28 protein-coding genes are annotated in these 24835 nt (G+C 63.5%); 15 read left to right on the top strand and 13 right to left on the bottom strand.

Annotation, left to right across the window (positions count from 1 at the left end):
* Positions 1–30: 30 nt before the first annotated feature.
* From waaC to rfaD, 3 genes are read right to left on the bottom strand one after another with little or no spacing between them, the layout of a single operon-like run.
* The gene (gene waaC, locus AC04SG_RS28415; protein WP_488553754.1) at positions 31–1005 is read right to left on the bottom strand and encodes a lipopolysaccharide heptosyltransferase I; all 975 of its coding nucleotides are present in this window, start codon (positions 1003–1005) and stop codon (positions 31–33) included.
* Positions 1002–2009 carry a lipopolysaccharide heptosyltransferase II gene (waaF, locus tag AC04SG_RS28410; RefSeq protein ID WP_488553753.1) on the bottom strand — a complete coding sequence of 336 codons (1008 nt, stop codon included), beginning with the start codon at positions 2007–2009 and terminating at the stop codon, positions 1002–1004. Before waaF ends, waaC begins: the two co-directional genes overlap by 4 nt.
* A complete protein-coding gene (gene rfaD, locus AC04SG_RS28405) occupies positions 1982–2932 on the bottom strand; it encodes an ADP-glyceromanno-heptose 6-epimerase (protein WP_488553752.1) in 951 nt (316 codons plus the stop codon). Before rfaD ends, waaF begins: the two co-directional genes overlap by 28 nt.
* Before the next feature lie 132 nt (positions 2933–3064).
* Here rfaD and AC04SG_RS28400 point away from each other — a divergent pair, with 132 nt between their 5' ends.
* The 4 genes from AC04SG_RS28400 to AC04SG_RS28385 all read left to right on the top strand — a co-directional run bounded on the left by AC04SG_RS28400 (position 3065) and on the right by AC04SG_RS28385 (position 6535).
* A complete protein-coding gene (locus AC04SG_RS28400; RefSeq protein WP_488553751.1) occupies positions 3065–3697 on the top strand; it encodes a LysE family translocator in 633 nt (210 codons plus the stop codon).
* Between the two features lie 126 nt (positions 3698–3823).
* The gene (gene rfaE1 / locus AC04SG_RS28395) at positions 3824–5317 is read left to right on the top strand and encodes a D-glycero-beta-D-manno-heptose-7-phosphate kinase (protein WP_488553750.1); all 1494 of its coding nucleotides are present in this window, start codon (positions 3824–3826) and stop codon (positions 5315–5317) included.
* Positions 5318–5325: 8 nt separating this feature from the next.
* Positions 5326–5898 (top strand): D-sedoheptulose-7-phosphate isomerase, encoded by a 573-nt coding sequence (locus AC04SG_RS28390; protein WP_488553749.1) that lies wholly within the window; start codon positions 5326–5328, stop codon positions 5896–5898.
* Positions 5891–6535 carry a D-glycero-alpha-D-manno-heptose-1,7-bisphosphate 7-phosphatase gene (locus AC04SG_RS28385; protein WP_488553748.1) on the top strand — a complete coding sequence of 215 codons (645 nt, stop codon included), beginning with the start codon at positions 5891–5893 and terminating at the stop codon, positions 6533–6535. Before AC04SG_RS28390 ends, AC04SG_RS28385 begins: the two co-directional genes overlap by 8 nt.
* A gap of 69 nt (positions 6536–6604) precedes the next feature.
* Here AC04SG_RS28385 and AC04SG_RS28380 read toward each other — a convergent pair whose 3' ends face one another.
* Entirely contained in the window at positions 6605–7081 is a 477-nt protein-coding gene (locus tag AC04SG_RS28380) for an Lrp/AsnC family transcriptional regulator (protein ID WP_488553747.1), read from the bottom strand.
* A gap of 256 nt (positions 7082–7337) precedes the next feature.
* Here AC04SG_RS28380 and trxB point away from each other — a divergent pair, with 256 nt between their 5' ends.
* On the top strand, positions 7338–8312 hold the full coding sequence (gene trxB, locus AC04SG_RS28375) for a thioredoxin-disulfide reductase (RefSeq protein WP_192257874.1): 975 nt from the start codon (positions 7338–7340) through the stop codon (positions 8310–8312).
* 80 nt (positions 8313–8392) lie between these two features.
* Positions 8393–9289, top strand: a complete 897-nt coding sequence (locus AC04SG_RS28370; protein ID WP_181058731.1) for a LysR family transcriptional regulator — start codon at positions 8393–8395, stop codon at positions 9287–9289.
* A 207-nt stretch (positions 9290–9496) separates the two neighbouring features.
* Here the strand turns inward: AC04SG_RS28370 and AC04SG_RS28365 are convergent, their stop codons facing one another.
* From AC04SG_RS28365 to AC04SG_RS28355, 3 genes are all read right to left on the bottom strand, one after another.
* Entirely contained in the window at positions 9497–9994 is a 498-nt protein-coding gene (locus AC04SG_RS28365; protein WP_488553746.1) for a methyltransferase family protein, read from the bottom strand.
* 728 nt (positions 9995–10722) lie between these two features.
* On the bottom strand, positions 10723–12774 hold the full coding sequence (locus AC04SG_RS28360; protein ID WP_488553745.1) for an elongation factor G: 2052 nt from the start codon (positions 12772–12774) through the stop codon (positions 10723–10725).
* Positions 12775–13026: 252 nt separating this feature from the next.
* Complete coding sequence (locus AC04SG_RS28355; protein WP_488553744.1) at positions 13027–13884, bottom strand: alpha/beta fold hydrolase; 858 nt, start codon at positions 13882–13884, stop codon at positions 13027–13029.
* Between the two features lie 147 nt (positions 13885–14031).
* On the opposite strand from AC04SG_RS28355, the gene AC04SG_RS28350 reads away from it, so the two are divergent.
* Positions 14032–14583, top strand: coding sequence for a methyltransferase family protein (locus tag AC04SG_RS28350; protein ID WP_488553743.1), 552 nt, complete (start codon positions 14032–14034; stop codon positions 14581–14583).
* 36 nt (positions 14584–14619) lie between these two features.
* Positions 14620–15015 carry a (R)-mandelonitrile lyase gene (locus tag AC04SG_RS28345; RefSeq protein WP_488553742.1) on the top strand — a complete coding sequence of 132 codons (396 nt, stop codon included), beginning with the start codon at positions 14620–14622 and terminating at the stop codon, positions 15013–15015.
* 122 nt (positions 15016–15137) lie between these two features.
* On the opposite strand, the gene AC04SG_RS28340 is transcribed toward AC04SG_RS28345, so the two are convergent.
* Positions 15138–16340 (bottom strand): pyridoxal phosphate-dependent aminotransferase, encoded by a 1203-nt coding sequence (locus tag AC04SG_RS28340; protein WP_488553741.1) that lies wholly within the window; start codon positions 16338–16340, stop codon positions 15138–15140.
* A 275-nt stretch (positions 16341–16615) separates the two neighbouring features.
* Here AC04SG_RS28340 and AC04SG_RS28335 point away from each other — a divergent pair, with 275 nt between their 5' ends.
* A complete protein-coding gene (locus tag AC04SG_RS28335; RefSeq protein ID WP_488553740.1) occupies positions 16616–17509 on the top strand; it encodes an EAL domain-containing protein in 894 nt (297 codons plus the stop codon).
* Entirely contained in the window at positions 17506–18366 is an 861-nt protein-coding gene (locus AC04SG_RS28330; protein WP_488553739.1) for an EAL domain-containing protein, read from the top strand. Before AC04SG_RS28335 ends, AC04SG_RS28330 begins: the two co-directional genes overlap by 4 nt.
* 112 nt (positions 18367–18478) lie before the next feature.
* Here the strand turns inward: AC04SG_RS28330 and AC04SG_RS28325 are convergent, their stop codons facing one another.
* The 3 genes from AC04SG_RS28325 to AC04SG_RS28315 form a co-directional block, all read right to left on the bottom strand.
* Complete coding sequence (locus tag AC04SG_RS28325) at positions 18479–18733, bottom strand: ParE family toxin-like protein (protein ID WP_488553738.1); 255 nt, start codon at positions 18731–18733, stop codon at positions 18479–18481.
* Positions 18730–18930 (bottom strand): hypothetical protein, encoded by a 201-nt coding sequence (locus tag AC04SG_RS28320; RefSeq protein ID WP_488553737.1) that lies wholly within the window; start codon positions 18928–18930, stop codon positions 18730–18732. Before AC04SG_RS28320 ends, AC04SG_RS28325 begins: the two co-directional genes overlap by 4 nt.
* Positions 18931–19202: 272 nt before the next feature.
* A complete protein-coding gene (locus AC04SG_RS28315; RefSeq protein ID WP_015316174.1) occupies positions 19203–19415 on the bottom strand; it encodes a cold-shock protein in 213 nt (70 codons plus the stop codon).
* A 298-nt stretch (positions 19416–19713) separates the two neighbouring features.
* Here AC04SG_RS28315 and AC04SG_RS28310 point away from each other — a divergent pair, with 298 nt between their 5' ends.
* Complete coding sequence (locus tag AC04SG_RS28310) at positions 19714–20040, top strand: hypothetical protein (RefSeq protein WP_488553776.1); 327 nt, start codon at positions 19714–19716, stop codon at positions 20038–20040.
* A 20-nt stretch (positions 20041–20060) separates the two neighbouring features.
* On the opposite strand, the gene AC04SG_RS28305 is transcribed toward AC04SG_RS28310, so the two are convergent.
* Positions 20061–20630 (bottom strand): methylated-DNA--[protein]-cysteine S-methyltransferase, encoded by a 570-nt coding sequence (locus AC04SG_RS28305; RefSeq protein WP_488553736.1) that lies wholly within the window; start codon positions 20628–20630, stop codon positions 20061–20063.
* 178 nt (positions 20631–20808) lie between these two features.
* Here AC04SG_RS28305 and AC04SG_RS28300 point away from each other — a divergent pair, with 178 nt between their 5' ends.
* Complete coding sequence (locus tag AC04SG_RS28300) at positions 20809–21738, top strand: transglycosylase SLT domain-containing protein (protein ID WP_488553735.1); 930 nt, start codon at positions 20809–20811, stop codon at positions 21736–21738.
* A gap of 5 nt (positions 21739–21743) precedes the next feature.
* Positions 21744–22232 carry a GNAT family N-acetyltransferase gene (locus tag AC04SG_RS28295; RefSeq protein WP_352556480.1) on the top strand — a complete coding sequence of 163 codons (489 nt, stop codon included), beginning with the start codon at positions 21744–21746 and terminating at the stop codon, positions 22230–22232.
* Positions 22233–22445: 213 nt separating this feature from the next.
* Here AC04SG_RS28295 and AC04SG_RS28290 read toward each other — a convergent pair whose 3' ends face one another.
* Positions 22446–22790, bottom strand: coding sequence for a hypothetical protein (locus AC04SG_RS28290; protein WP_488553734.1), 345 nt, complete (start codon positions 22788–22790; stop codon positions 22446–22448).
* Positions 22791–22950: 160 nt separating this feature from the next.
* Between AC04SG_RS28290 and AC04SG_RS28285 the strand changes: the two genes are divergently transcribed.
* On the top strand, positions 22951–23688 hold the full coding sequence (locus AC04SG_RS28285) for a DUF899 family protein (protein ID WP_488553733.1): 738 nt from the start codon (positions 22951–22953) through the stop codon (positions 23686–23688).
* 363 nt (positions 23689–24051) lie between these two features.
* Complete coding sequence (locus AC04SG_RS28280) at positions 24052–24516, top strand: cupin domain-containing protein (RefSeq protein WP_488553732.1); 465 nt, start codon at positions 24052–24054, stop codon at positions 24514–24516.
* The last annotated feature ends 319 nt before the right edge of the window (positions 24517–24835 follow it).

The raw sequence follows: 24835 nt of genomic DNA, 5'->3' as shown, positions 1-24835 counted from the left end.
ACTCTGACAAGAGCGAATTCTGAAAACGTCCTATGCCGGAGCTTGGAGCTTAAGGGCTAATAGCTTTTCAGCTTCCGCTACCGCCTGCGCCGGCGTCACACGCTCTCCAACTGAGGCCAGCAGCGTTGAGGCATATTGCCCGCGCGGGCCGGTTAACCCCGGCTCCGTCGCCAGGAATACCGCGACAGTTGGCAGGCCGAAGGCGCTCGCGAGGTGGGTCAGGCCGGTGTCGGCGCCGATGACCAGCGTCGAACGGCCGAGGATCGCGGCGATGTCGGATAGCGGCGATTTCGGCACCACGATTGTTGCCGGCACCGCTTGCGCGATCGCCTCGGCCACGGCCTTCTCGCGCTCGTTCGACCAGGTGGTGACCGGCGTCATCCCCCGCCCAACCAGCAGGCGAGCGGCTCCGATCCAGTCTTCGGCCGGCCATTTCTTGTCCTCGCGGCTGGTGCCGTGGAGCAGGAAGGCCGTTTTGCCATCGATGCCGGCCAGGCCGCCCGGAGGAGGCACAATCCCTGATGCCAGCGTCGAAAGATCGGGCTTGTAGCCAAGCGCCAGCCCGAACAGCCGCCGCGTGCGTTCAATGGCGTGCAGGTCGCGCGGCACGGCGTATTTGTGCTTGTAAAACAAAGTTGCAGAGGGCTCCCGCGCGCTGGCGCGATCGAAACCGGCAACCGGCGCGCCGGCCTGGATGGCGACAAAGGCCGACTTCAACAACCCTTGCGCATCGATGACCAGATCGTACTGGGCCGCGTGCAGTTCCCGGCGCAGGCCGGCCATCTCGCGCCATGTACCGCTGTCGAAAAGCTGCCTGCGCCAGCGCCGGATCGCCACCTTGTGGATGGTTGCGATCGCCGGATGCAGCGCGACGATGCCGGCGAAGGCCTCCTCGACACACCAGTCGAAGGAAATATCGGGACGGCTGCGGCCCGCATCCTCGACAGCGGGGAAGGTGTGGATGACGTCGCCCATTGACGATGTCTTGATGATCAGCACCTTCATGCGACGGCCGGGAGTTCCAGCAAACGGTCCGCCGCCGCCGCAACCTTGGCGACATCCAGCGTCTTCAGGCAGTTGAGATGGCCGAGCGGGCAGACTTTTTGGTGACAGGGCGAGCAGGACAGATGCAGCCAGATCAGCTCGCGGTGCTCGGCAAGCGGCGGCGTGTTTTCCGGCGAGGTCGAGCCGTAGACGGCAACGACGGGCGTGCCGACAGCGGCCGCGACATGCATCAGACCGCTGTCGTTGGACACCGCCAGCCTGGCCGCCGCGATCAGGTCGATGGCGTCTTCCAGCCGCGTTTTGCCAGCGAGATCGACGACACCGGGTGCGAGCGCCGAAATGTCGGCGGTGACGTCGCGATCGTTCTTGGAGCCAAACAGCGCCACTTTGAACCCCTTCGCCATCATCTCGCGGGCGAGGCCGGCATAGCTTTCGCTCGGCCAGCGTTTGGCCGGACCGAATTCGGCGCCGGGCATCATGGCCACGAATTTTCCCGGCTGCAGACCGAAGCGGATAAGAAGCTCTTTCTGATTGCCGGCATCTACGGTGAGCCGCGGCGGCCGGAAATGTCCGCCTTGGGCAAGACCGAAATAAGCCTGCGCGGTTCGCCGCTTGACGCTGGCGGGCAGCGGAACGATGTCGGTCAGCAGGCCATAGCGCATTTCGCGCAAATTGCCGAAGCGGCGTGGAATGCGGGCAAAGAACGGGATCAGTGCCGATTTCCAGCTTCCCGGCAGGACATATGCCATGTCATAGCGGCCGCGCAGCAGGCGGCCGAAGCGGCGGCGAATGGTGAATTCGAGCGCGCCGGGTTTCAGCGGGAAATCGATCTGCTGACGCAGTTCGGGCATGCGCTTGACCAAAGGTGCTGCCCAGGCCGGGGCCAGCACGTCGATGGCGGCGTTGGGATGGAGTTCCTTCAGCGCCGAAAACAGGCACTGCGCCATGACCATGTCGCCCACCCAGCGTGGGCCGATCACGAGGATCGTTGGGCTTTCAGCCATTCGACATAGTCTCTGACGCCGGTTTCCACGCTGCGGAATTGCCCGTTATAGCCGGCTGCGCGCAAGCGGGACATATCAGCCTGGGTAAAACTCTGGTAGCTGCCCTTGAGGTGGTCGGGGAATTCTATGAACTCGATCTCGCCCTTGCCCAGCGTGTCGATGACCGTCTCGGCAATGGCGCGGAACGGCTGGGCGCGGCCGGTGCCGCAATTGAAGATGCCGCTTGAGCCCCGCTTCCACAGCCACAGATTGACGTCGGCGACATCGCCGACATGAATGAAGTCGCGGCTCTGTTCGCCAGGGCCAAAACCGTCATAGGCGCCGAACAGCTTTGGGTTCTCGCCACGCCCGACCTGGTTGAACAGATGGAAGGCGACCGAGGCCATAGCGCCCTTGTGCGCCTCGCGCGGGCCATAAACATTGAAGTAGCGCAGGCCCGCCACCGGCGAATGGTCGGTGTCAAAAACGGTTCGCCTGACATAGTCGTCGAACAGTTTCTTCGAATAGGCATAGACGTTGAGCGGCCGCTCGAGCGCCGGGTCCTCGCGAAACTCCGAACCGCCGCCATAGACGGAGGCCGAGGAGGCGTAGAGGAAGGGGACCCGCAGCGACAGGCAGGCATGCAGCAGCCGCTTGGAATAGGCGTAGTTCACTTCCATCATGTACTTGCCGTTCCACTCGGTGGTGGTCGAGCAGGCGCCCTGATGGAACACAGCCTCGATGCGGCCGAGGTCGCCGGCTTCCAGGCGCGGCAGGAATTCGTCCTTGTCGAGATAGTCGGCGATCTTGAGATCGGCCAGATTGACGATCTTGTGGCCGTCGGTGAGGTCATCGACGACGATTATGTCGTCATGACCTTCGGCATTGAGCGCGGCGACGATGTTGGAGCCGATCATGCCGGCGCCGCCCGTGACGATGATCATGAAGGCCTCTGGTTGCTTGCGATTCCGGTCCTTATAAGGGAGCCCAGCCGGGCTGTCGATGAAGCAGGCGGCTGCGCCACTGGGCTGCAAGGCTCCCGCCTCAGTCGAAGCCCACATAGTGAGGAACAAAAAATGCCGTCGACCGAACTGCTCATTGCGTTTTTCGTCACCACGGCGATCTTCGCCTACATCCCGGGTCCAGCCATGCTTTATGCGGCCGCGCAGACCATGGCGCGCGGGCGCTGGTCGGGGCTGACGGCGGCACTCGGCATCCATCTTGGCGGCTATTTCCATGTCTTTGCCGCGGCCGCCGGCCTGTCAGTGCTGTTCCACGCCGTGCCGCCGCTCTACATGGCGGTCAAGCTGATCGGCGCGCTCTACCTGATCTGGCTTGGTGTCTCGCTGTTCCGCAAGCGCGCGGACGGCGAGACGGCGTTGCCCGCCATCGAGCGGAAATCGGCGCGCCGGGCGTTTTTCGAGAGCATCACCGTCGAGGTGCTCAATCCGAAGACGGCGATCTTCTTCATGGCCTTCCTGCCGCAGTTCATCGATGCCTCGGCGACTTTGCCAGTCTGGCTGCAGTTCGTCGTGCTCGGCACTATCGTCAATTTGATGTTTTCTTCCGCCGACATCGTCTGCGTGTTCCTGGCCGGCATGGTGATCGGCCGGCTCAAACGCTCCAGCCGCGCCCAGCGCATTATGCGGCGGGCGGGCGGGGCGGTGCTGGTCGGACTGGGCGTCCACGTTGCGCTGCAGAAGAGCTGACGGCTGCCGCCTGACGTTGCGCTGCGTGGATTTGCGGTATATCGGCTTCGCCATGTACGATCCGGCCCGTAAATTGACAATTTTCAGCGTGATTGAGATCGGCCTTTCCCTCGCATTGCCAGTGACATGATCAAGCACAATCCGCCTTCGCCCGAACCTTTGCACCGCGCCATTGCCCGCTTTGGCGACGTCGCCGTCCTGGTCGTCGGTGACTTCATCCTCGACCGTTTCGTCAACGGCGTCATCGAACGGATCTCGCCGGAAGCGCCGATCCCGGTGCTGCACGGGCGCGGCGAGACCTCGACGATGGGCGGCGCCGGCAATGTCGTCGCCAACATCGTCTCGCTGGGTGCAGCCGCTATACCGGTCTCGGTGATCGGCACCGATGTGGCCGGCGACAATCTCATGCGCATGCTGCGCGAACTCGGCGCCGATACGGCGGGCCTCGCGCAGGAGCGCGGCCGCATGACGTCGTCGAAGAGCCGCTTCAGCGCGCTCAACCAGCAGGTGTTGCGCTTCGACGAGGAAGAGATCAAGCCGCTCGACGTGGCCGAGCGGGCAGGCCTGATCCGGCATTTCCGGGAAGCGCTGTCTCGCGCCGACATCGTCATCCTGTCCGATTATGGCAAGGGCATCCTGCTCGACGGCGTGGCGGCCGAACTGATCGCCATCTGCCGCGAGGCCGGGAAGCCGGTGCTGGTCGACCCCAAGGGGCGCGACTATGCGCGCTATGCCGGCGCGACCGCCATCACCCCCAACCGCAAGGAGTTGGGCGAAGCGGTCGGTCATCCGGTTTTCGCCGATGACGAGATTGTGGCTGCGGCTCGCGAATTGATTACAGCGCACGGCTTCGACTTTGTCGTCGCCACGCGCAGCGAAAAGGGCATGAGCGTCGTCGGCGCAGAAGAGGCGCGCCACATCGCCACCCAGGCGCGCGAAGTGTTCGACGTTTCGGGCGCCGGCGACACGGTGATCGCCAGCTTCGCGCTGGCCCTGGCCGCGGGCGCCGATCGCGTCATGGCCGCCTCCATCGCCAATGCCGCTGGCGGCGTGGTGGTGGGCAAGCGCGGCACGGCGCGGTTGACGGTCGAGGAACTGACCGGCGCGCTGTTTCGCTCGCATGGCCCGACCGCGCACAAGGACGCCATCCTCGATGCAGCATCGGCCGCGCGCATGGTGGCGACGTGGAAGGATGAGGGTTTGACCGTCGGCTTCACCAATGGCTGTTTCGACATCCTCCATGCCGGCCATGTCAGCCTGCTACACGCGGCGCGCAGCCAGTGCGATCGGTTGGTGCTCGGGCTCAACAGCGATGCCTCGGTGCGCAGGCTGAAGGGACCGGGCCGCCCGGTCAACGATCAGCACGACCGCGCCTGTGTGCTCGCCGCTTTGGCTTCCGTCGACGCCGTCGTCGTGTTCGAGGAGGACACGCCGCTGGTGCTGATCGAGGCGCTGCTGCCCGACATTCTGGTCAAGGGCGCCGATTACACCGTCGAAACCGTGGTCGGCGCCGATGTGGTGCAGAAGGCGGGCGGCCGTGTCGTGCTGGTCGATCTCGTCGCCGGCAAGAGCACCACCGGCACGATCGGCAAATTGCGCGCCGGTGGCGCCACCAACTGAGGGATTTCATGTCCGGACTGAACGATTACCTTATCCGCTCGGCGGCGGCGATCAACGCGATGGTCGAGCGCGACCTGACCGGCGAGATGGAGCGGGCGGCAGTGGCTATCGTCACCGCGCTTTCGTCCGGTAAGGCTTTGCTGATCGCTGGCAATGGCGGTTCGGCCAGCGACGCCATCCACATTGCCGGCGAACTGGTCGGCCGCTTCCTTAGGGAGCGCAAGGCCTACAATGTCATCGCGCTGCCAGCCAATGCCGCCGTGCTGACTGCATGGGGCAATGACTACGGCTTCGACACGGTGTTTTCGCGTCAGGTCGAGGCGCATGGCGCGGCCGACGGCGTGCTGCTCGCCATTTCGACCAGCGGCAATTCGCCGAGCATTCTTGCCGCTGCCGAGCAGGCACGGATGATGGACATGACGGTGATCAGCCTGACCGGCGACACTGGCGGCAAGCTGAAGCCGCTCACCGACATCCTGCTCAACGTGCCCTCAACCTCGACGCCGATCATCCAGCAGGGGCATCTCTGCCTCTATCACTATCTCTGCGAAGTGGTCGAAGCGCGTCTCAGCGATGGCTGACACCGGCGCCTCCGGTCCATACCCGCTGGCTGAGCCCGGTCTGTGGGTCGAGCGGGTCGGTTCACGGGTATTCCCGGCCAACACGCCGGCGCTGTTCCTCGACCGCGACGGCACCATCAATGTCGATACCGGCTATCCCGATGATCCTGCCAAAATGGCGCTGCGCGACGGCATCGTGCCGATCATCGCGGCAGCCAACCGGGGCAACATCCCGGTCGTGATCGTCAGCAACCAGTCCGGCATCGCACGCGGCTATTTCGGCTGGAAGGAATTTGCCGCCGTCAACGGCCGGGTTCTCGAACTGCTTGCCGACGACAATGCCTTCGTCAACATGGTTCTGGCCTGCGCCTATCACGAGGCGGGCAGTGGGCCGCTGGCGGTCGCCGACCACCCGATGCGCAAGCCCAATCCCGGCATGCTGTTCGAGGCGCAGAAACGTCTTCACCTCGATCTTGAGCTCTCGCTGATCGTCGGCGACAAGCCGGCGGACATGGAAGCCGGCCGGCGAGCCGGCCTACCGCGCGGCTGGCTGGTCGATGGCGTGGGAAGCAAGCAACCGGGATTTGAGGTTCTGCCGCTGCGCAACTGCGATGATCGGGACGGACTGCTGGCGGCGATCGAAGCGCTCTCGGCTTGATCTGCCAAATCGATTCAGGTTCCGGCCTTATCCAGTTGTTTTATAACGATTTTAAGGAAGTTTTTTGGCTTAGATCGAAAACGCCACCAGCCCTTCATCCTTGACGCGGCGGATGGTGAGTGCGGTGCGCACCGTGTCGACATTCGGCGCCGAGGCCAGTTGCTCGATGACGAAAGTCTGGAAGGTGCCGAGGTCGCTCGCCACGCAATGCAGCAAAAAGTCGGATTCGCCCGATACCATCCAGGCATCGCGCACGATCGGCCAGCCGCGGGTGCGCTCGGCGAAGGTTTTGAGCTCCGCATCGGCCTGGTGATGCAGGCCGATCAGGCAGAAGGCGACGACGTCCATGCCGAGCGCCGGCGCGTTGAGCAAGGCGCGATAGCCCCGGATGATGCCGGTTTCCTCCAGCCGCCGAACACGGCGCAGGCAGGGCGGGGCGGAAATGCCGACGCGGCTCGACAGTTCGACATTGGTCATGCGCCCATCGGCCTGAAGCTCACGCAAAATCTTCCAGTCGATGGCGTCGAGGTCGGCTTTCATGGGCATGGCTGTCTCAGCTTAAGCGCAAGAATCTTTCGCGATCTCGTCATTAAACGACTTTTGTGTCGATGCCAGCCCTTGGTCAGGCGATTTTAGGGCGGTAACGAAAGCGGCGATTGCGCGAATATGCCTATGGGCCGAAGCTTTCCGGGGACGACGGCCCGTTCGTCTTGCTGGCGTGGTTGGCAACCCTTACATTACCAGCGACATTTCACGTCTTTTTCCAAGGCACACTCGATTGTCTGCCCCGCAGAGGCTTTAGATGACCACCAAACATGCGCCTGTCCTTATCATCGGTTCCGGCCCGGCCGGCTATACCGCCGCGGTCTATGCCGCGCGCGCCATGCTGAAGCCGATGCTCGTCGCCGGCCTGCAGCAGGGCGGCCAGTTGATGATCACCACCGATGTCGAAAACTATCCGGGCTTCGCCGATCCGATCCAGGGTCCGTGGCTGATGGAGCAGATGCTGAAGCAGGCCGAGCATGTCGGCACCGACATCATCAACGACATCATCACCGAGGTCGATCTCAACGTGCGGCCGTTCCGCGCCAAGGGCGATTCCGGCACCACCTACACGGCGGACGCGCTGATCATCGCTACCGGCGCGCAGGCGAAGTGGCTGGGCATTCCGACCGAGCAGACCTTCATGGGCTTCGGCGTGTCGGCCTGCGCCACCTGCGACGGCTTTTTCTACCGCGGCAAGGATGTGGCGGTGATCGGCGGCGGCAATTCGGCGGTGGAGGAGGCGCTCTATCTCTCCAATCTGGCGAAGAGCGTGACCGTCATTCACCGCCGCAACGATTTCCGCGCCGAGCGCATCCTGCGTGAGCGGCTGTTGAAGAAGGACAATGTCCGCGTCATCTGGGACACGATCGTCGACGAGATCACCGGCCGGCCCGGCAAGACGCCGCTGCCACCTTCGGTCGAAGGGCTGAAGCTCAGGAATGCGGTGACGGGCGAGATCAGCCATCTCAAGGTCGACGGTGTGTTCGTGGCGATCGGCCATGCGCCGGCGGTGGAGCTGTTTGTCGGCAAGCTGAAGCAGAAGCCGAACGGCTATCTGTGGACGGCGCCCAATTCGACCCGCACCGACGTGCCCGGCGTGTTTGCCGCCGGCGACGTGACCGACGACATCTACCGTCAGGCGGTGACCGCCGCCGGGCTCGGCTGCATGGCCGCGCTCGAGGCGGAAAAGTACCTGGCCGGCATCGAGGTGCTCCGCGAAGCGGCGGAATAAAATCTATCAAGACGGCAGGGCAAGCCGTTCAAAAGCCTGATTTTTCATTCAGACGCCAAAAACAGAACGAGGGGAACTCAATGGCGTTGGACTGGGACAAGCTTCGCGTGTTTCACGCTGCGGCGGAGGCTGGGTCGTTCACCCATGCCGCCGAGACATTGCATCTGTCGCAATCGGCGATTTCACGCCAGGTCAGCGCGCTCGAACATGATGTCGGGGTGCCGCTGTTCAACCGCCATGCTCGCGGCCTGGTGTTGACCGAACAGGGCGAGATGCTGTTTCGGACGGCGCACGACGTGCTGATGAAGCTGGAGACCATCAAGTCGCGGCTGACCGAAGCCAAGGACCGGCCGTCCGGCGTGCTCAGGGTGACGACGACGGTGGGCTTGGGCGCCGGCTGGCTGACCGAGCGGGTGCAGGAATTCATCGAACTTTATCCCGAAATCAGCCTGCAGCTGATCCTGGCCAATGAGGAACTCGACCTCACCATGCGCCAGGCGGATTGCGCGATCCGGCTGCGCCAGCCGCAGCAGCCCGACCTGATCCAACGCCGCCTGTTTACGGTGCATTTCCATCTCTACGCTTCCCCAGCCTATGTCGGCAAACACGGCAAGCCGACCTCGGTCGCCGATCTGAAGAACCATCGCATCGTCACTTTCGGCGTGCCGGTGCCGTCGCATCTGTCGGAGCTGAACTGGCTGGAGACGATCGGCGATTTCGAAGGCGGGCAGAGGGTGCCGACGCTGCAGATCAACGACATATTGTCGATCAAGCGCGCCGTGCAGGGCGGCGCTGGCATCGCCATGCTGCCAGACTATGTGATCTCCAAGGAGTCGGATCTGGTGCAGCTTTTGCCAGAGACCGAGGTGCCGTCCTTCGACACCTATTTCGCCTATCCCGACGCGATGAAGAACCAGGCCAAGCTGCACGTGTTCCGCGATTTCATCATCGCGAAGGCCAGAAGCTGGTCTTTCTAACCCAAGGCCAGCGCCGCCCCTCACCCGCCTGCCGGCATCCTCTCCCCGTATCGTGACGGGGAGAGGGGCGCACTCATCGCAGGTTTCGCCAATCGTCAACGCTGCAAGTGAAGCGCCGAGGTCGCGGTCAACCCCTTCTCCCCGTCACTATACGGGGAGAAGGTCCCGGCGGGGGTTGAGGGGCAGCGCCGACGCTGGCGGTCCAGACTACCCTTGCCACGGCGTCAGCCGCGGCAACCAGCCGGGGACGTTGCGGCGGTAGGTCTCGTATTCGGCGCCATAGCGGCGGGCCAGCGTCGGCTCTTCGTAGAGCTTCACGAAGGAGCCCATGACGATCGCGCCGATGACGGCATAGGCGACGACGGTCCCGCTCGAAAACAGCAGCGCCTGGCCGAGGATGATCGACGGCACCGCGACATACATCGGGTTGCGGACATGGCGGTAGATGCCGCCAATCACCAGCCTCTCGGTGGGCGCCACCGGCGCCGGTGTGCCGAGGCCTTCGAGCGCAAAGCGGCCAAAGGAATGAACGAGCAGGGCGATGGCCGCGACGATCAGAAGCCAGCCGAGGGGAACGAAACCGGGCACAGTCGATAGCGGCAGATGGTAGTGGTCCGTCAGCAGCCAGGGCACCACACCGGCGACGACGCAAGGCGCTGCGATGAAGAAGAGCGCGCTGCCGGCGATCGCCTGGGGTGTCCGCATTTCAGGCCTTCCTTGCCGGCGCCTGGCCTTCCGATTCTGGCCGCTGCCGCAAAAATAAACGCGCTCTGCCTGATTCTATGTCATTTGGCGTTTTTGCGCTTTGGCGCAAAAATCGGGTCAGGCTACGGTTCTGTGACAGCTACGGGCCGGTCGCGCAGGCCATTTGAAGTCTTTTTCTGGTCCTACCGTGCCCAAAAATGGGTTAGACCACAGCCTGCGCCTTTTTGCATGCGTGTGTTGCAAAATAGATGCTTGTTTCTTGGGCATGATGAGCACATATATAGACCATCTCCTGGGCGCGTTCTCCTCCCATTAGCGCCCTCGAGTGTTCCCCTCTGGAGGTTAGCCTTAACAGGCACTTCCAATCAAACTCAGCCGGATCTTCGTTGATCCGGCTTTTTTGTTTTCAGCCTGCCGCAACCGGCGAAAAACCGACCGGAATTGCCGCGTAACAGTGACATGTAACCTCAGGTAACATGTCGCAGGCGCGATTCATCGTTTAAGCAGATCATAGGACGCGGTGTGGTTCGTCCGGGAGATGGGGGCATCACTCGGAAGATCCGGGCTCAGGCGGCTACCGCGTCCGAACCTATTCGTCTGCCTGTGCCGTATGGCGCGGCGGATACATGCGGCGGACCTGCCGTTTTCCTCCCAAGAAGACGGTCCGCAATAGGAGCGGCGTCCGGATCATCCGGGCGCCGTTTTTTGTGCGGATCAGCCACCGTCTGTCAGGCAGCCTTGCCGTTGGCGTTCATCGCCTCGTCGGCCAACCGCCCCGTAAGCTCAGCCATATGATCGAAGGCACAGCGATAGCTGGCGACGCCGGCGGTCGCCGAGCGCAGTTCGATGATCAGATCGCCGATCTCGGCCTGCGGCATGGTCGCCTCGACGACATCCCATCCCGGCCAGTCGGGCCGCGCGTCGTAGCCGAGGATCTGGCCGCGCCGCTGCGGGATCAGCGCGATGATCTTCGAGGTGGCTTCGGACGGGGTGACGATCTCGACCTTCATTACCGGCTCGAGCAGCACCGGCGAGCACGCAGCCATGCCTTCCTTCATCGCGAGTTTGGCTGCCATCTGGAAGGCCATGTCGGATGAATCGACGGCATGGTAGGAGCCGTCGGAGAGGTTGACGGCGACATCGACCACAGGGAAGCCGAGCGGGCCGGATTTCAGATAATCGCGCACACCGGTTTCGACCGACTGGATGTAGGTCTTGGGCACGACGCCGCCGGTGATGGTGTCCGAGAACTGGAAGCCGGAACCGCGCGGCAGCGGCTTGATCTCGATCACCACATCGCCGAACTGGCCATGGCCGCCGGACTGCTTCTTGTGGCGGCCGCGCTGCTGCACCGTCTTGCGGATCGTCTCGCGATAGGGCACGGCAGGCGCGTGGCCTTCGACCGGGATCTGGTTCTTGCCTTCCAGCCGCTCGCGCACGACCCGCAGATGCATCTCGCCATGGCCCGACAGCACGGTTTCGGCCGAGTCCTGATTGTGGCGCAGGGTGAGCGAGGGATCTTCCTCGGCCAAGCGCTGAATGGCCGCCGACATCTTGACCTCGTCCTTGCGCTCCTTGGGCCGTAGCGCAAAAGCAAAGACCGGCTGCGGCGGCGTCAGCGTAAGCAGCGGCTTGATGCCGCCCTTGGTGGAGCTCAACGTCTGGCCGGTCTTGACCTCGTCCAGCTTGCCCAGCGCCACCGTGTCGCCAGCCTTGGCGGCGGTGAGCTTGGACTGGTCCTTGCCGAGCATCTTGTAGATGCCGGAGACTTTCGCCGTCTCGCCGTTCGACAGGAAAAGCTCTGTGGCGTCGGCGAGCTGGCCCGACAGGATGCGTGACACAGACAGCTTGCCGCCATGCGCGGTGTGGATGGTCTTCATCACCTGGACCACCGTCTGATTGCCGTCCGGCACCCCGAGGCGCTTGCGGGTCGCCTCGACATCCGGCGCGTCATGGCGGATCGCCTTCAACAGACGTAGCACGCCATTGCCCTTTTCTGCGGTGCCGATCAGCACCGGCGTTATGACGCCGGCGCGCAGGTCGGCGGACAGATCGTCGAACACCGCGTCCTTGGGAGGCTCGATCTCCTCCAGCAACTGTTCCATCAGCTGGTCGTCGTGATCGGCGAGCGTCTCCAGCATGGAGAAGCGGGCTTCCAGCTCGCGCGCCTTTTCGTCGCCCGGAATCCCGGCGACCTGGCTTTCGGCATATTCGCGGTAGATGTAGGCGCGCTCCAGCGCCAGGTCGATCGAACCGATCACCACATTGTCCTTGCGCAACGGAATCTGGCGCAGCAGCAGCGGCGCCGCGCTCGTCGGCTGCAGCATCTTCAGCGTGTCGCGCACGCCGGCGATCGCCTTGTCGACCTTGTTGAGGAACAGGATGCGCGGCACGCCGAGATCATCGAGCTTGCGCATGATGAGCTGCAAGGCCGGGATCTTCTTCTCGTCGGCCTCGGCGACAACCACGGCGAGGTCGCAGGCGGCCAGCACCGGCTCGGCCTCGAAGGAGAATTCGATCGAGCCGGGACAGTCGACGAAGGTGAGCTGCTCGCCCATGAATTCGGTTGTGGCAAAGGTCGCCTCGACGCTCATGGCGTGCGCCCGCGCCTCGGGCGAATGATCGGAAACGGTGCTTCCCGATGAAACGGGATTTTGGCGGGGGATGGCGCCCGTACGGGCGAGGATGGCTTCGAGAAGTGTCGTCTTACCGCTTGCAAAGGGACCGACTATGGCAATGCATTTCGGTCCCGTGCGTCGTCCTCCGGCGCGAGTACCCATGGCTGACCTCCACTCAGGCGTTGGCCTTGGAGTACGATCAGCAAAAGTGGAAACGGTTTTGCGCCGATCGCACCCTGTTTTGAGCGGCGGCCGGCCTGTTCGACCGTCGCGGGCGGGGTTGTTTTCATTTAGCCACCTGCCCAAACCCATCGTCCCACGGGTTAGGCGGCAGGGCAAGGAAAATAGAAATCGGCGTGCGCCGCCGTCAGGCGGAGAGGGCCTGAAGCGGATTAGAAAACTGGTCGGGAAGTTTCAGCGGCCCTGGCTTCGCCGCGCCGGCGTGGCTGCACTCTGCTTCACCACCGTTTCGGCGTAGCGCGACAACAGCGGGTTGAACAGGTTTGGGCGTTCCCAGAAAGGTGCATGGCCGGCGTCCGGGATGACATGGCACTGTTCCCACAGCGAGGCGTAGGCCACCGTCTCGAAGTAGCTCAGCCGCACCAGCGGATCATGCTCTCCATTGATCACCGCGACCGGGAACGGGGCGTGTTCGACCACCTGTTTCTGGTCGGCGCCCTTGCCGGCAAACATGCTGCGCGCCACCCCGGCGCGCAGCCTGCCGTCGGTGCGCTTTATGGCTTCGCGGAAGGACGGACTTGCGGTGTCGCCGAAGCAAAGCGCCTCAAAGCGCTCAATGTCGCGTTCGGAGTAGACCTTCTTGGAGGCGAGCAGCATATCCCAGTTGGCGTGAAAACCGCGCAGCATGCCGAGCGGTCCTCTCGACACCGGCGGCGCCCCGGTCAGCACCAGGCCGGTGACCGCGTGGTGAAAGCTGGCAAGTTCGATCGCCACATGACCGCCGAGCGACCAGCCGAAGATGATGGCGCGGTCGATACCCAGCGAATCGAGAAGGCGGGCTGTGGTCTGGGCGAGGCCGGTAATCGTGTAGGCGGTTGCCGGATCGCGGGCATCCGATGACTCGCCATGGCCGGGAAGGTCGAAGGCGATCAGCCGATGGGCATCGGCGAGTGGACTGTCGAACTGACGGGCAAACACGGCGCGCGAGGAACCTGAACCATGCATCATGACGATGGGCATGCCGGATCCCGACGACTGGCTAAGGCGCAAATCGGCCTGCGGCGTGCGGATGGTGCGGTCAGTGATGCTCATGCTGGATTAGACCTTCAGATTTGCCTGACGGCCAACATCGCATCGCGGGCTCTATATGTTCTTTAAACATGTGGTTAAGAAAGGATTTCTAGAAATCGACCATCGGCGTGCCCACCGCTCCATGGCAACCACCGCGGAATCCCGACAATGGAACCAGTTCTCGATCTTCTTGTCTCGATCTGCAGCATCGCGACGCTTGGCCAGTATGTCTGGTCGATGCGGGCGCATTTCCAACCGCAGGCCATGTCTCCGGGCGCCATGGCGATATCGGCGGCGGTCATCGCCACGGCGCTGTTCTTTCTCGCCATACTGTGGATCCAATCGCAGCCGGTTTCGGCAAAGCTCACCGGGCTTGTCGTCGAACTGGCGAGTTCCGCCCTGTTCTGGTGGGCGATTGCCACGTCGCGCAAGGCGCGGCTGCGCTTCGCCTTCGCGCCCGACGATCCACACAGCCTGCTGACCGACGGCCCCTACGGCTATGTCCGCCACCCGTTCTATACGTCCTACATCATCTTCTGGATCGGATGGGGGATCGCGACGTGGTCGATCTGGGCGGTGGTGCCGGTCGCCGGGATCGCCATCCTCTATGTGTTTGCGGCGCTGGACGAAGAGAAGAAATTTTCGCGCACGCCGCTCGCCGACTCGTACAAGGCCTATCGGGGGCGTGCCGGCCTGTTCTGGCCGCGGCTGGGGTGGTAGGCAAGGGGTAGGGTTTGCCGGATTGAGGATCGCCAGATGAAGATCATAGCCTGCGGCAGCGTGCCGACCATCATCGCCCCGGACAAGTATTTCACCGGCCGCGTGCTGCAGACGCCAATCATCGAGAGGCAAGCGCCGGCGCGGCTGCGCGCCACGCTGGTCAGCTTCGAGCCCGGCGCGCGCACCCACTGGCACACGCACCCGCTCGGCCAGACACTCTATGTCACTGCGGGCGCCGGCCTGGCGCAGACATGGGGCGGGGCGATCCAGGAGATCAGGGCCGGTGACGTCATCTCGTTCGAGCCCGGCGAAAAACACTGGCACGGTGCAGGTCCGAAGACGACGATGAGCCATGTCGCCATGCAGGAGGCGCTTGACGGCGTCCATGCCGACTGGATGGAAGCGGTAACCCCTGAACAATATGGCGGCTGAGCGCATGGTGGGCGAAACGGCGTGCACGAACGCTTCGCCACCGCTTGTGCCGGAGCAAGAGGCATGAGGCGCCAACAACAAGCCCGGCGTGACGCCGGGTTTTCTGTTTCAGGCTGGCCTGATCAGGTCAGCGATGCCGTAAAGCGCTGGATGCGCGTGCAGGCTTCCTCCAGCAGCGTCTCCGACGTGGCGTAGGAGATGCGGAAGTTGGGGCCGAGGCCGAAGGCCGAGCCGAACACCACCGCGACACCCTCGGCTTCAAGCAGTTCGGAGCAGAAGGCCTCGTCGGTGTCGATCACCTTGCCGGCCTTGGTGTTCTTGCCGATCAGCTGGGCGCAGGACGGATAGACGTAGAAGGCGCCTTCGGGCGACGGGCAGCTAATGCCGCGCGCCTGGTTGAGCATCGACACGACGAGGTCGCGCCTGCCTTGAAAAATCGCTTTGTTCCTGGCGACGAAATCCTGCGGACCGTTGAGCGCCTCGACCGAGGCCCACTGCGCGATGGTGCAGGCGCCGGAGGTCTGCTGGCCCTGGATCATGTCCATTGCCTTGATCAGCTGCACCGGACCCGCGGCATAGCCGATGCGCCAGCCGGTCATGGCATAGGCTTTCGAGACGCCGTTCATGGTCAGCGTGCGCTCATAGAGCTTCGGCTCGACCTCGGCGATGGTCTTGAAGACGAAATCGCCATAGGTCAGGTGCTCGTACATGTCGTCGGTCAGCGTCCAGACATGCGGATGCTTCAAAAGCACGTCGGCCAGCGCGCGCAGCTCGGCCTCCGTATAGGCGGCGCCGGACGGGTTCGACGGTGAGTTCATCAAGAGCCATTTGGTCTTCGGCGTGATCGCCTTTTCCAGCACGGCCGGCGTCAGCTTGAAACCATTGTCGATCGAGGTGTCGGCAAACACCGAGGTGCCGCCGCAGATCGCCACCATTTCGGGATAGCTGACCCAGTAGGGGCGGGGGATGATGACCTCGTCGCCGGGGTTCAGCGTCGCCATGAAAGCGTTGAACAGGATTTGCTTGCCGCCGGTGCCGACAATGGTCTGCTCGGGCTTGTAGTCGAGATTGTTCTCGCGCTTGAACTTTTTGGCGATCGCCTCGCGCAGCGGCACGATGCCCGATACCGGCGGGTATTTGGTCTCGCCACGGCGGATCGCCTCGATCGCCGCATTCTTGATGTTGTCGGGCGTGTCGAAATCCGGTTCGCCGGCGCCGAGGCCGATAATGTCACGGCCGGCATTTTTCAGCTCGCGGGCTTTCTGCGTCACCGCGATGGTGGCGGAAGGCTTCACGCGGGAAAGGGCGTCGGCAAGAAAGGCCATGACCAGATATCTCCAGAGGGGTCGGCGCAGCGGGAACAGCTGCGGCGCTTCTCATGTCGCATCAACCCGCCAAGTGCAAGCATTGTCGGATGAGCCAGGGGTCAAGGAGGTGTGAAGATCGGCTTTGGGACAGCGCCTGCGCCGGGTTTACACCCGGTTTGTGTGAAGCAATCCATGGAGCGTATCCCTGGCAAGAATAAATTCATCAACGGCCGTTAAAACCTTTGGCGGCAGGATCGCCAGCCATTTCGCCTGTCTCGCGGAGCGAGGGACCCTTGTCGCGCAGCATCGGGCTTGCCCACATCATCCGTAACGATGACGGCACCTCGTCGGGTGTCTGGGGTATCTATACGCTGCAAAGCGCCTTCCAGCCGATCTTCGCCTTCAAGGAGGGCAAATTGTCGGTGGCGGCGTTCGAGGGGCTGATCCGGCCGTTTCGCGACGGCGAGCCGCAATCGCCGATGAGTTTCTTCTCGACCTGTCCGGCCGGCGACCGCCTGCATGTCGAGGCGCTGACGCGAACGCTGCATTTGCTCAACGCAGGCGCCTGCCTGCCGCAGGAGGCCTCGATCTTCGTCAATTTCGACCCGTCGGTGTTCACCGATCGCTCCATCGTCGACAACGCGCTGCGCGACATGCGCCTGGTGCTGCACGAGGCGGGGATCGATCCGCGCCGCATCGTGTGCGAGGTGACCGAGCAAAGGTCGGCGTCGCAGGAAACGCTTTACAGCTTCGTCGAGGCGCTGCGGGCCAATGGCTTCCGCATCGCTGTCGACGACTATGGCGCCGATGAATCCGACATCAACCGCATCAAGGAACTCAAGCCAGACATCGTCAAATTCGATGCGCACTGGATCACGCAGCTGATGGAGTCCGGCGCCGGCTTTGCCCTGTTGACCACCATGGTGACGAACTTCGAACAGCAAGGCATCCGCACCGTGTTCGAGGGCATCGAGGAGGGCTGGCAACTTGAACTCGCCGAGAAATCGGGCGCCTCGATGGTGCAGGGTTTCGCGCTGGCGAAGCCGGAACTGGCGCCGACCAGTTTTCGCGTTTTCGGCACGGATGCGCAGCCACCTGTCGCGGCGGCCGAGCCAGTCAAGGCGCCTGCCGGCCGAACCGCTTCAGCACGGCCGGGCCGGGTGTTCGGGCGCAGGACCGGGCCATGACCGGGCAGCGCGAGCGGCGGCGCGATGTCGGCGAAGCGATCTTAGCCGATGAGATCGGCATCGAATACGGCATCTATGGCGAATTCCGGCTGAAAAGCGCCTACCAGCCGATCTTCGCGCCACGCGGCGGCGCGCTGGCCGCGGTCGCCGTCGAGGCGCTGATCGAACCGCAGCGCGCCGCCAGGCCGGTTGCGCCCGCCGTGTTCTTCGACAGCATCGCGGCAGGCGACCGCCTGTTTGTCGAGACGATGTGCCGGATGCTGCATCTGAAAAACTTCCGCAACATCGGCGTCGAAGGGCTCGACCTGTTCTTCAACTACAACCCGATGATCAACGATCATCTCGGGCGGGCGCTGGCCGAGATCCGGCTGATGACCCGGCATCTCGGCGATCTCGACCTGCATGCCGGCATGCTGGTCTGCGAAATCACCGAGCAGGCCGCCGACGATCATGTGCTGGCCCCGCTGGTGCGCGAGATACGGGGCCACGGCGTTCGCGTCGCCATCGACGATTTCGGTACCGGCCATTCGACCGCCGAGCGGATGAGCCTGCTTCAACCTGACATCGTCAAGATCGACGGCGGCTGGTTCGCCGAATTCTGCCGCCACGCTGCCGCCGAGCGCTTCTTCCGGCCGCTCGTCTCGTCGCTGCACGATCGCGGCGCCAAGGTGCTGGTCGAAGGCATCGAGCAATCCGTGCATCTGCGCGTCGCACTGGATGGCGGTGTCGACCTGCTGCAGGGGTATCACCTTGGCCGCCCGGCGCTGGCCGGCACGATTTTCAACCAGCAGCCGCTGTCGATCCAGGCGCTGCTGGGCGCTGACAACAAAGTGGTTCCGTTGCATCTGCGGCGCTGATTTTGTCCTCACGCTTGCCGCCGCTGCGCGGCTCGCTCCGGACGGGGCGCGCCAACAGGCGCGACGCCGGTCGGGCTTGCGGCCTTCGGCCGGTAGCTCGAATGGCTTGGGGCTACTTCAGCAGATGATCGTAGTCGGCATGGGTGCCGATCCAGAACCAGATTACAGAGTCGTTGTTGCGAATGGCGACAGCCCGATAATTGTCATCCACCCTGGCAGACCAATAGCGTCCGACCTGTTTGAAATGCAGTGACGGGTCAAAAAGGTCAGAACGCAATCTGGCAAAACGCCGGTCGGCCTTTAATCTGATCGATAGTGGCAGTTTTTCGTAAGCCTCCCAAAACGATGGGGAGGCGACGTGGTTCACAGAGGCCGGGTCCGGCCAGCGAGATGGTCAGCCAAAGCTTGTTCGGCAAGCTTGTCCAACCGGCCCGATTTTGCGTCCGTTTCGATCTGCCGGTCCCACATGTCCGCCTGGAGCGCCTCGAACCACGCGGCAAAAGCCTTCAGTTCGTCAGGGCTCAGTTCGGCGACGGATTTTTCGATTTGTTCAAGTTTGGTCATGGGCGAATGGTACCACTATTGGGCCAAAAGTACCACCGGTGGGACCATAGCGCGCCGATGCCAGCTGAACCCCAGACAAACAAAAAGGCGGGATAAATCCCGCCTTCCCATTTTCGGTAGCCTGATCGGGAGCTTTAAGTCCGGGCTGGCAGCTATCTGCTGATCCAGCTGGTCGGGTCTTTCCACTCCAGCGCGCTTCTCGCGCGACTGTCAGTACATCCGTGACTTGCCGCGCGCCCCGAACTCTCGTCCGGCGCGCGCTGTTTGCAAAATCAGGCTGCCTTGCTCAGAGAACCAGCGGACGACTTGCCAGTGCGGCGGTCCTGCTCGATCTCGAAGTTGATCTTCTGGCCTTCGACCAGGGTCGACAGTCCAGCGCGCTCGACAGCGGAGATGTGGACGAAAACGTCCGCGCCGCCCGAATCAGGCTGAATGAAGCCGAAGCCCTTGGTGGCATTGAACCACTTGACCGTACCAGTTGCCATATGAATAGTCCTCGCATTTGCTTTGGTTTGACCGAACCGAGGTTCAGCCGGTGTGTATCGAGATTTTGGAGATAGACGTCAGCAAACGCGAAGATCGCGAGGCCCGGATCGATCGGCCGAAATATCAATGGACCTGATATAGGCGGGTTTTGCACCAAAAACAAGATGGGTCGAAAAATGGCGCCGCCGCGGCGGCGCCCAAAGGCCGCCCCAATCACATGAAAGCGTTGAGCAATCGGGAAGATCGGGGCGCCCCACGGCGTTAGTCCGGTTTTGGGAGACAACCATGAAAACCGTCGTGAAAACCATTCTGCTGGCTGTCTGCCTGACACTGGCGGCCGCCGAAGCGCAGGCGATTTCGCGCTACGACCCCACTCGTATGAGCTGCGACAGGGTGCAGGGCACGATCGCCCGCCAGGGCGCGGTGGTCCTGCGCTATCAGTCCAGGCGCGTGCCGGGGCTGCCGCTCTTCGACCGCTATGTGCAGAGCCAGCAATTCTGCAACATCGGCGAGGTCAGGAAACGCGCCTATGTGCCGAGCGCCGATACCGAATCCTGCCCGGTCTATCTCTGCAAGCGGATCGAGAACGACCATTTCCACCGGCGGTTCCTGCGCCGGCATTAGTTCGTTCGGGATCTGAATTCTCAGAACCCGAACGACACCTGCGCCGGCGGTGGCGGGCCGACGCGCACGCCTTCCATGGCCAGCATCTTTTCCTTGGTGGCCGAGCCGCCGGGCGCGGAGAAGCCGCCGATCTTGCCGCCCGCGGCCAGGATGCGGTGGCAGGGGATGACCAGCGGCACGGGATTGGCGCCGAGCGCTGCTCCGGTTTCACGCGGCAGGCCGGGCTGGCCGGCGCGCTTGGCCAGTTCGCCATAGGTGGTGGTTTCGCCATAACCAAGCTTTCGCGCCGCGTCGTAGATGGCGAGGCGGAAGTCGTCGACGCCTTCGAGATCGACCGGTACGCCGGAGAAATCGACGTCCTCGCCTGAGGCATAAGCCTTGATCGAGGCGATCAGTTCGACGACCCATTGCGGCTGCTCGGTATTGGCGGCAACACCGGCATGGCGCATCAGCCGGCGCTCCACCGCTTCGCGGCTCTTTTCGGGCAGGCAGAGCCGGATCAGGCCCTTTTCGCTCCAGGCGATGCCCATGAAGCCGATCACTGTTTCTAACACTGCGTGGCCGGCTGTGATCGAAGATGTCGTTTCCATGATGCGCTCCTTTTCGCAAAGTGGCGAAAACCGGCATACCGACCGGTACATATGCAGAACAATATGGCATCTGGGCCCAGCTCTTGCCACCCGAAAACCAGCGGATAGCTCCGATTGCTCACCAGGAATCGCTGGTGTAAGGACTTCTTAACAACCCGACAAACCGGACCCGCGCGGCTTGCCAGCAAAATTCAACCTTATTGCGATCTGCGTGATCGTCGGCGCCGCAGCCGGCTGCCAATCGACCTCGCAGATCAAGGCTACGCCCGCGCTGACTGAAACCGCCACCGCCGCCGGCAGCGATGCCGGCTTCACCGTGCCGCTGCCCGACACGGTTTCGGTGCTGCCGCAATCCTCAGGGGTTACACCCGTCCAGGCGGCCGAAGCGACACCCGCCACGCCGGCAATCGATGCCGCCGCGCAACCGGCTGCCGCGACTGCGGCCTTTGCCGGCGCGACGCCGACAGTGGCAGCCATGCCCGCCGTCATGACCGCCAATGCCTGGCAGGCGCCGGCGCCTGCCAAAGCCGGGCAGCCAGTCACGGCTGAGACATACACGACCGCCGGGCTGGTGATGCCGGCCACCGCCAAGGGCGGTCAGAAAACCTTGCCCGGCGTGCAGCAGGTGGCCTATGTCGGGCCGCAGAATCCGGCTGCCCTGGTGCAGTTCCCCGCCGCGCCGCTAAACCCCGCGCCGGCAGAAGAGCACGCCACCGGCATGCGCGGCGACATCGACCAGCTGATCCAGAAATACGCCGCACTCTACGAGGTGCCGGTCGATCTGGTGCGCCATGTCGTCAACCGCGAAAGCACCTACAATCCCAAGGCCTACAATAACGGCCATTGGGGCCTGATGCAGATCAAGCACGCGACGGCGCGCGGCATGGGCTATGACGGGCCGGCCAAGGGCCTGTTCGACGCCGAGACCAATCTGAAATACGCGGTCAAATATCTGCGCGGCGCCTGGCTGTGTGCCGACGGCAACGCCAAGAAGGCCGATTGGCTCTACCAGACCGGCTATTATTTCGACGCCAAGCGCAAAGGCTTGCTCGAGGCCACCGGCCTCGGTGTCGACCGCAAGCGCCGCCGGCTGCAGCCCGACGCCTGAGCGCCATGCCTGAACCGCGGCCGCCGGCTCCAAACGACATCCGGCTGCGCAAGATCCTCGACGAGACACTCGTTGCACCGCACTGGCCGGACGGCTTTGCCATGCGCTGTTTCGAACATGGCGATGCGCAACCCCTGCATGCGCTGCTGAGCGAGGTGTTCGATGACGGCACCGACGGACCCTTCGACGAATGGTGGCCGCGTATCTCAGGCGATGCCGAATTCGACCCGGCGCTGTGTTTCCTGGTCATCGACGCCAAAGGACGGCTGGCGGCGGCAGCGCTGTGCTGGACGAGGGCCTTCGTCAAGGACCTCGCCGTTCACCCCGAGGCGCGCGGCAAAGGCATTGGCGAAGCGCTGATGTGGCAGGCTTTCAACGCCTTTCGCGATCGAGGCGCGCCCCATGTCGACCTCAAGACCAACACGGTCGAGAACGCCGCAGCGCTCAGGCTCTACGAGCGGCTGGGAATGATTCAAGTCCCTTGGGAAGGCTAAAGCGGCTGTTGAAAACCTCCGGATTGTGAACTGCTTCACATAGGCCGCTGCAACCGGATGCTACCTCACCATCCATGCCTTTCGGCCGATGGCGGATCGACGACTGGCAGATGTGGAGGGGCTGCACCGGCATGTGTTCAGCCACTCCTTGGCGGGTCCCAGGCGGGGGTTTGGGGCCCGCCAGTCGTTTTCAGCAGCCCATCAGGCGCCCATTCAGATATCAGGCGCATTGCCGATCTTCTTTTTAAGCTCGAGCGCCCAGGCGCGGCCCTCGTCGCCGCCCCACAGCAGCCAGGCGATGGTGCCGGCCGACGGATTGTCCTCGTTGCCATAATTCTTGCCGCGCTTGTCGACCTCGTGGCGGGCGAAATAGCTGACCATGCGGCGGATGGTGGATGGCGCCAGCTTTTCGCGGTTCTTCAGTTCGGTGGCGCGCGCGACGCCGATCTCGGTGCCGCCGCGCCCGAATTGCTTGCGCAGCCGCAGCCCCTTGGCGGCGTTGTCGGCCACCACTTGCGGGCAGCGCAGGTCGATCTCGTCGGTGCTTTGCTCGCGCATATATGCTCCCCTGATCCCAGAGATCTAGCTGACGGGAAGAATACGGCAAGGCGGGCTCGTTTCCCGGATCAAGAATGTCGGAACCAGTCGAGTTGGCTCGTCCTTGGGTCGTAGAGCAACCGCACCGGGACGCCGGCGCGACGACCTGAAGGAGCCGGTCATGATCACCTTTCCCAATGAATCCGCGAAATACCGCACCGCCCGCGAAAAACTGCTGCGCAAGGAAATCGAGCTACGCCGTGTGATGGAGGAGGTCGCCGAGGCACGGCGCGCGCTGCCGCCGGGCGGGCTGATCCGCCAGGACTATGAGTTCGACGGGCTGGATGCCGAAGGAAGGCCCGCGAAGATAAAACTGTCCGAGCTGTTCGCGCCCGGCAAGGGCTCGCTCATCCTTTACAACATGATGTTTCCGCGCCATCCGCAGGAGAAGCGCGAGGTGGCCACCAGCGGCGGCACGGCCAAGCTTGCGCGGCAGGATCAGCCATGCCCGTCCTGCACGGCGCTGCTCGACCAGTTCGACGGTGCGGTCGGGCATCTTCAGGCGGCCGGCTTCAATTTCGCGGTGGTGGGCAAGACCGCGCTCGAAAACCTGCTCACGCTTGGCCGCGACAGGGGCTGGCGCAACATGCGATTGGTGTCTTCCGCCGGCAATAGCTTCAAGCGCGACTACAATGCCGAGGGTGCCGACGGCGCGCAAATCCCGCTGCTGTCGGTGTTTCATCGTGACGCGGACGGCATCCGCCATTTCTGGAGTTCGGAACTGGATTTCGCGCCGACGGAGCCCGGCCAGGATCCGCGCGGCCTCGGCACCTGCGAGATCCTGTGGAATTTGATGGATTTTACGCCGGAGGGGCGGCCGGATTGGCATGAGCAGCTGCAGTATGGGTGCTGTCATTGAGGGTGGTGTCGGGCGCTTGTGCCCCCGGCGTCGTTTCATCTCACCAGGCGCGGGCGCTGCCCCTCATCTGCCTGCCGGACGTTCGTCATTCGAAAAGCCAAGCAGTTGGCTTTTTGTCCGCTTCGCGGACCATTCCTCAACTCCCCGTATAGTGACGGGGAGAAGGGGGCTGGCCGCAAGGCCGGCACCCTTCCTGCAACGCCGGCAGTTGGCGAACCATGGGCGCAAGCATCTTTCTCCCCGTCACTATACGGGGAGAAATGCCCGGCAGGGCAATGAGGGGCGGCGCCAAGATCCGTGATTGGCCCGTCCTGTGCGCGGGCGATTGTGACGTAGATTCGATGCGGAATCGAGGAGGAGTGAATGCCCAGGATCGACCTGTCCACCGTGCCTGTCCGCAAAGGCTCCGGCTACCCTGCGCCCTTCGACGCCCCTTGCGCCGACCGCACGCGGCAGCGCCTCGGCGATGCCGGCGGCCTCACCGATTTCGGCGTCAACCTGATGACCCTGCCGCCCGGCGGCTGGTCGAGCCAGCGCCACTGGCACAGCCATGAGGACGAGCTCGTCTATGTGCTGGAAGGCGAACTGGTGCTGGTCGAGGATGGCGGCGAGACGCTGCTGAAGGCGGGCGACTGCGCGACCTTTGCCAAGAACAGCGGCAACGGCCACCACATGATCAACCGCTCATCGACGACGGCGCGCTACCTCGAAGTCGGCTCGCGCAATCCCCAGGATGTCATCACCTGCTCCGACATCGACATGATGAGCCCGAGTTCGGATGGCCGGTTCCTGCATAAGGACGGCACGCCGTATCCGGGGCAGGGGTGAGCGACTTGCGTCCGTTAGCGTTTGCGATGTGACAGTGTAGTCTCCAAGCAATCGCAGAATCGGCGCAGGCCCCCTCATCCGGCCGCTTCGCGGCCACCTTCTCCCCGCGGGGGAGAAGAGGGTGGCGCCGGCGCCAAAAGTCTCCTCTCCCCTCGGGGAGAGGTCAGCCGAGCGAAGCGGAGGCTGGGTGAGGGGGCTTGGCGCCAGCCTGTCCAACAAAAGGGAGCACCACCGTGAAAAAAGAAATCATCGAAGTGCCGGTGCTGTCGGCGGCGGTGGGGGCGCTGGGCGTGCCGCTGTCGCTGGTGACCAAGGGGGC

This window comes from Mesorhizobium sp. CNPSo 4684 (assembly GCF_057784315.1).
This window is presented reverse-complemented; position numbering and strand designations above follow the sequence as displayed.

Coding starts and splice junctions, on each gene's coding strand:
- AC04SG_RS28305 (WP_488553736.1), bottom strand. CDS start 20,630: ATGGAAACGACATCTTCGATCACAGCCGGCCACGCAGTGTTAGAAACA.
- AC04SG_RS28390 (WP_488553749.1), top strand. CDS start 5,326: ATGTCCGGACTGAACGATTACCTTATCCGCTCGGCGGCGGCGATCAAC.
- AC04SG_RS28385 (WP_488553748.1), top strand. CDS start 5,891: ATGGCTGACACCGGCGCCTCCGGTCCATACCCGCTGGCTGAGCCCGGT.
- AC04SG_RS28320 (WP_488553737.1), bottom strand. CDS start 18,930: ATGACCAAACTTGAACAAATCGAAAAATCCGTCGCCGAACTGAGCCCT.
- AC04SG_RS28350 (WP_488553743.1), top strand. CDS start 14,032: ATGGAACCAGTTCTCGATCTTCTTGTCTCGATCTGCAGCATCGCGACG.
- waaC (WP_488553754.1), bottom strand. CDS start 1,005: ATGAAGGTGCTGATCATCAAGACATCGTCAATGGGCGACGTCATCCAC.
- AC04SG_RS28280 (WP_488553732.1), top strand. CDS start 24,052: ATGCCCAGGATCGACCTGTCCACCGTGCCTGTCCGCAAAGGCTCCGGC.
- AC04SG_RS28330 (WP_488553739.1), top strand. CDS start 17,506: ATGACCGGGCAGCGCGAGCGGCGGCGCGATGTCGGCGAAGCGATCTTA.
- AC04SG_RS28400 (WP_488553751.1), top strand. CDS start 3,065: ATGCCGTCGACCGAACTGCTCATTGCGTTTTTCGTCACCACGGCGATC.
- AC04SG_RS28365 (WP_488553746.1), bottom strand. CDS start 9,994: ATGCGGACACCCCAGGCGATCGCCGGCAGCGCGCTCTTCTTCATCGCA.
- AC04SG_RS28285 (WP_488553733.1), top strand. CDS start 22,951: ATGATCACCTTTCCCAATGAATCCGCGAAATACCGCACCGCCCGCGAA.
- AC04SG_RS28340 (WP_488553741.1), bottom strand. CDS start 16,340: ATGGCCTTTCTTGCCGACGCCCTTTCCCGCGTGAAGCCTTCCGCCACC.
- rfaE1 (WP_488553750.1), top strand. CDS start 3,824: ATGATCAAGCACAATCCGCCTTCGCCCGAACCTTTGCACCGCGCCATT.
- AC04SG_RS28360 (WP_488553745.1), bottom strand. CDS start 12,774: ATGGGTACTCGCGCCGGAGGACGACGCACGGGACCGAAATGCATTGCC.
- AC04SG_RS28290 (WP_488553734.1), bottom strand. CDS start 22,790: ATGCGCGAGCAAAGCACCGACGAGATCGACCTGCGCTGCCCGCAAGTG.
- rfaD (WP_488553752.1), bottom strand. CDS start 2,932: ATGATCATCGTCACGGGCGGCGCCGGCATGATCGGCTCCAACATCGTC.
- AC04SG_RS28345 (WP_488553742.1), top strand. CDS start 14,620: ATGAAGATCATAGCCTGCGGCAGCGTGCCGACCATCATCGCCCCGGAC.
- AC04SG_RS28370 (WP_181058731.1), top strand. CDS start 8,393: ATGGCGTTGGACTGGGACAAGCTTCGCGTGTTTCACGCTGCGGCGGAG.
- AC04SG_RS28380 (WP_488553747.1), bottom strand. CDS start 7,081: ATGCCCATGAAAGCCGACCTCGACGCCATCGACTGGAAGATTTTGCGT.
- AC04SG_RS28355 (WP_488553744.1), bottom strand. CDS start 13,884: ATGAGCATCACTGACCGCACCATCCGCACGCCGCAGGCCGATTTGCGC.
- AC04SG_RS28315 (WP_015316174.1), bottom strand. CDS start 19,415: ATGGCAACTGGTACGGTCAAGTGGTTCAATGCCACCAAGGGCTTCGGC.
- waaF (WP_488553753.1), bottom strand. CDS start 2,009: ATGGCTGAAAGCCCAACGATCCTCGTGATCGGCCCACGCTGGGTGGGC.
- trxB (WP_192257874.1), top strand. CDS start 7,338: ATGACCACCAAACATGCGCCTGTCCTTATCATCGGTTCCGGCCCGGCC.
- AC04SG_RS28295 (WP_352556480.1), top strand. CDS start 21,744: ATGCCTGAACCGCGGCCGCCGGCTCCAAACGACATCCGGCTGCGCAAG.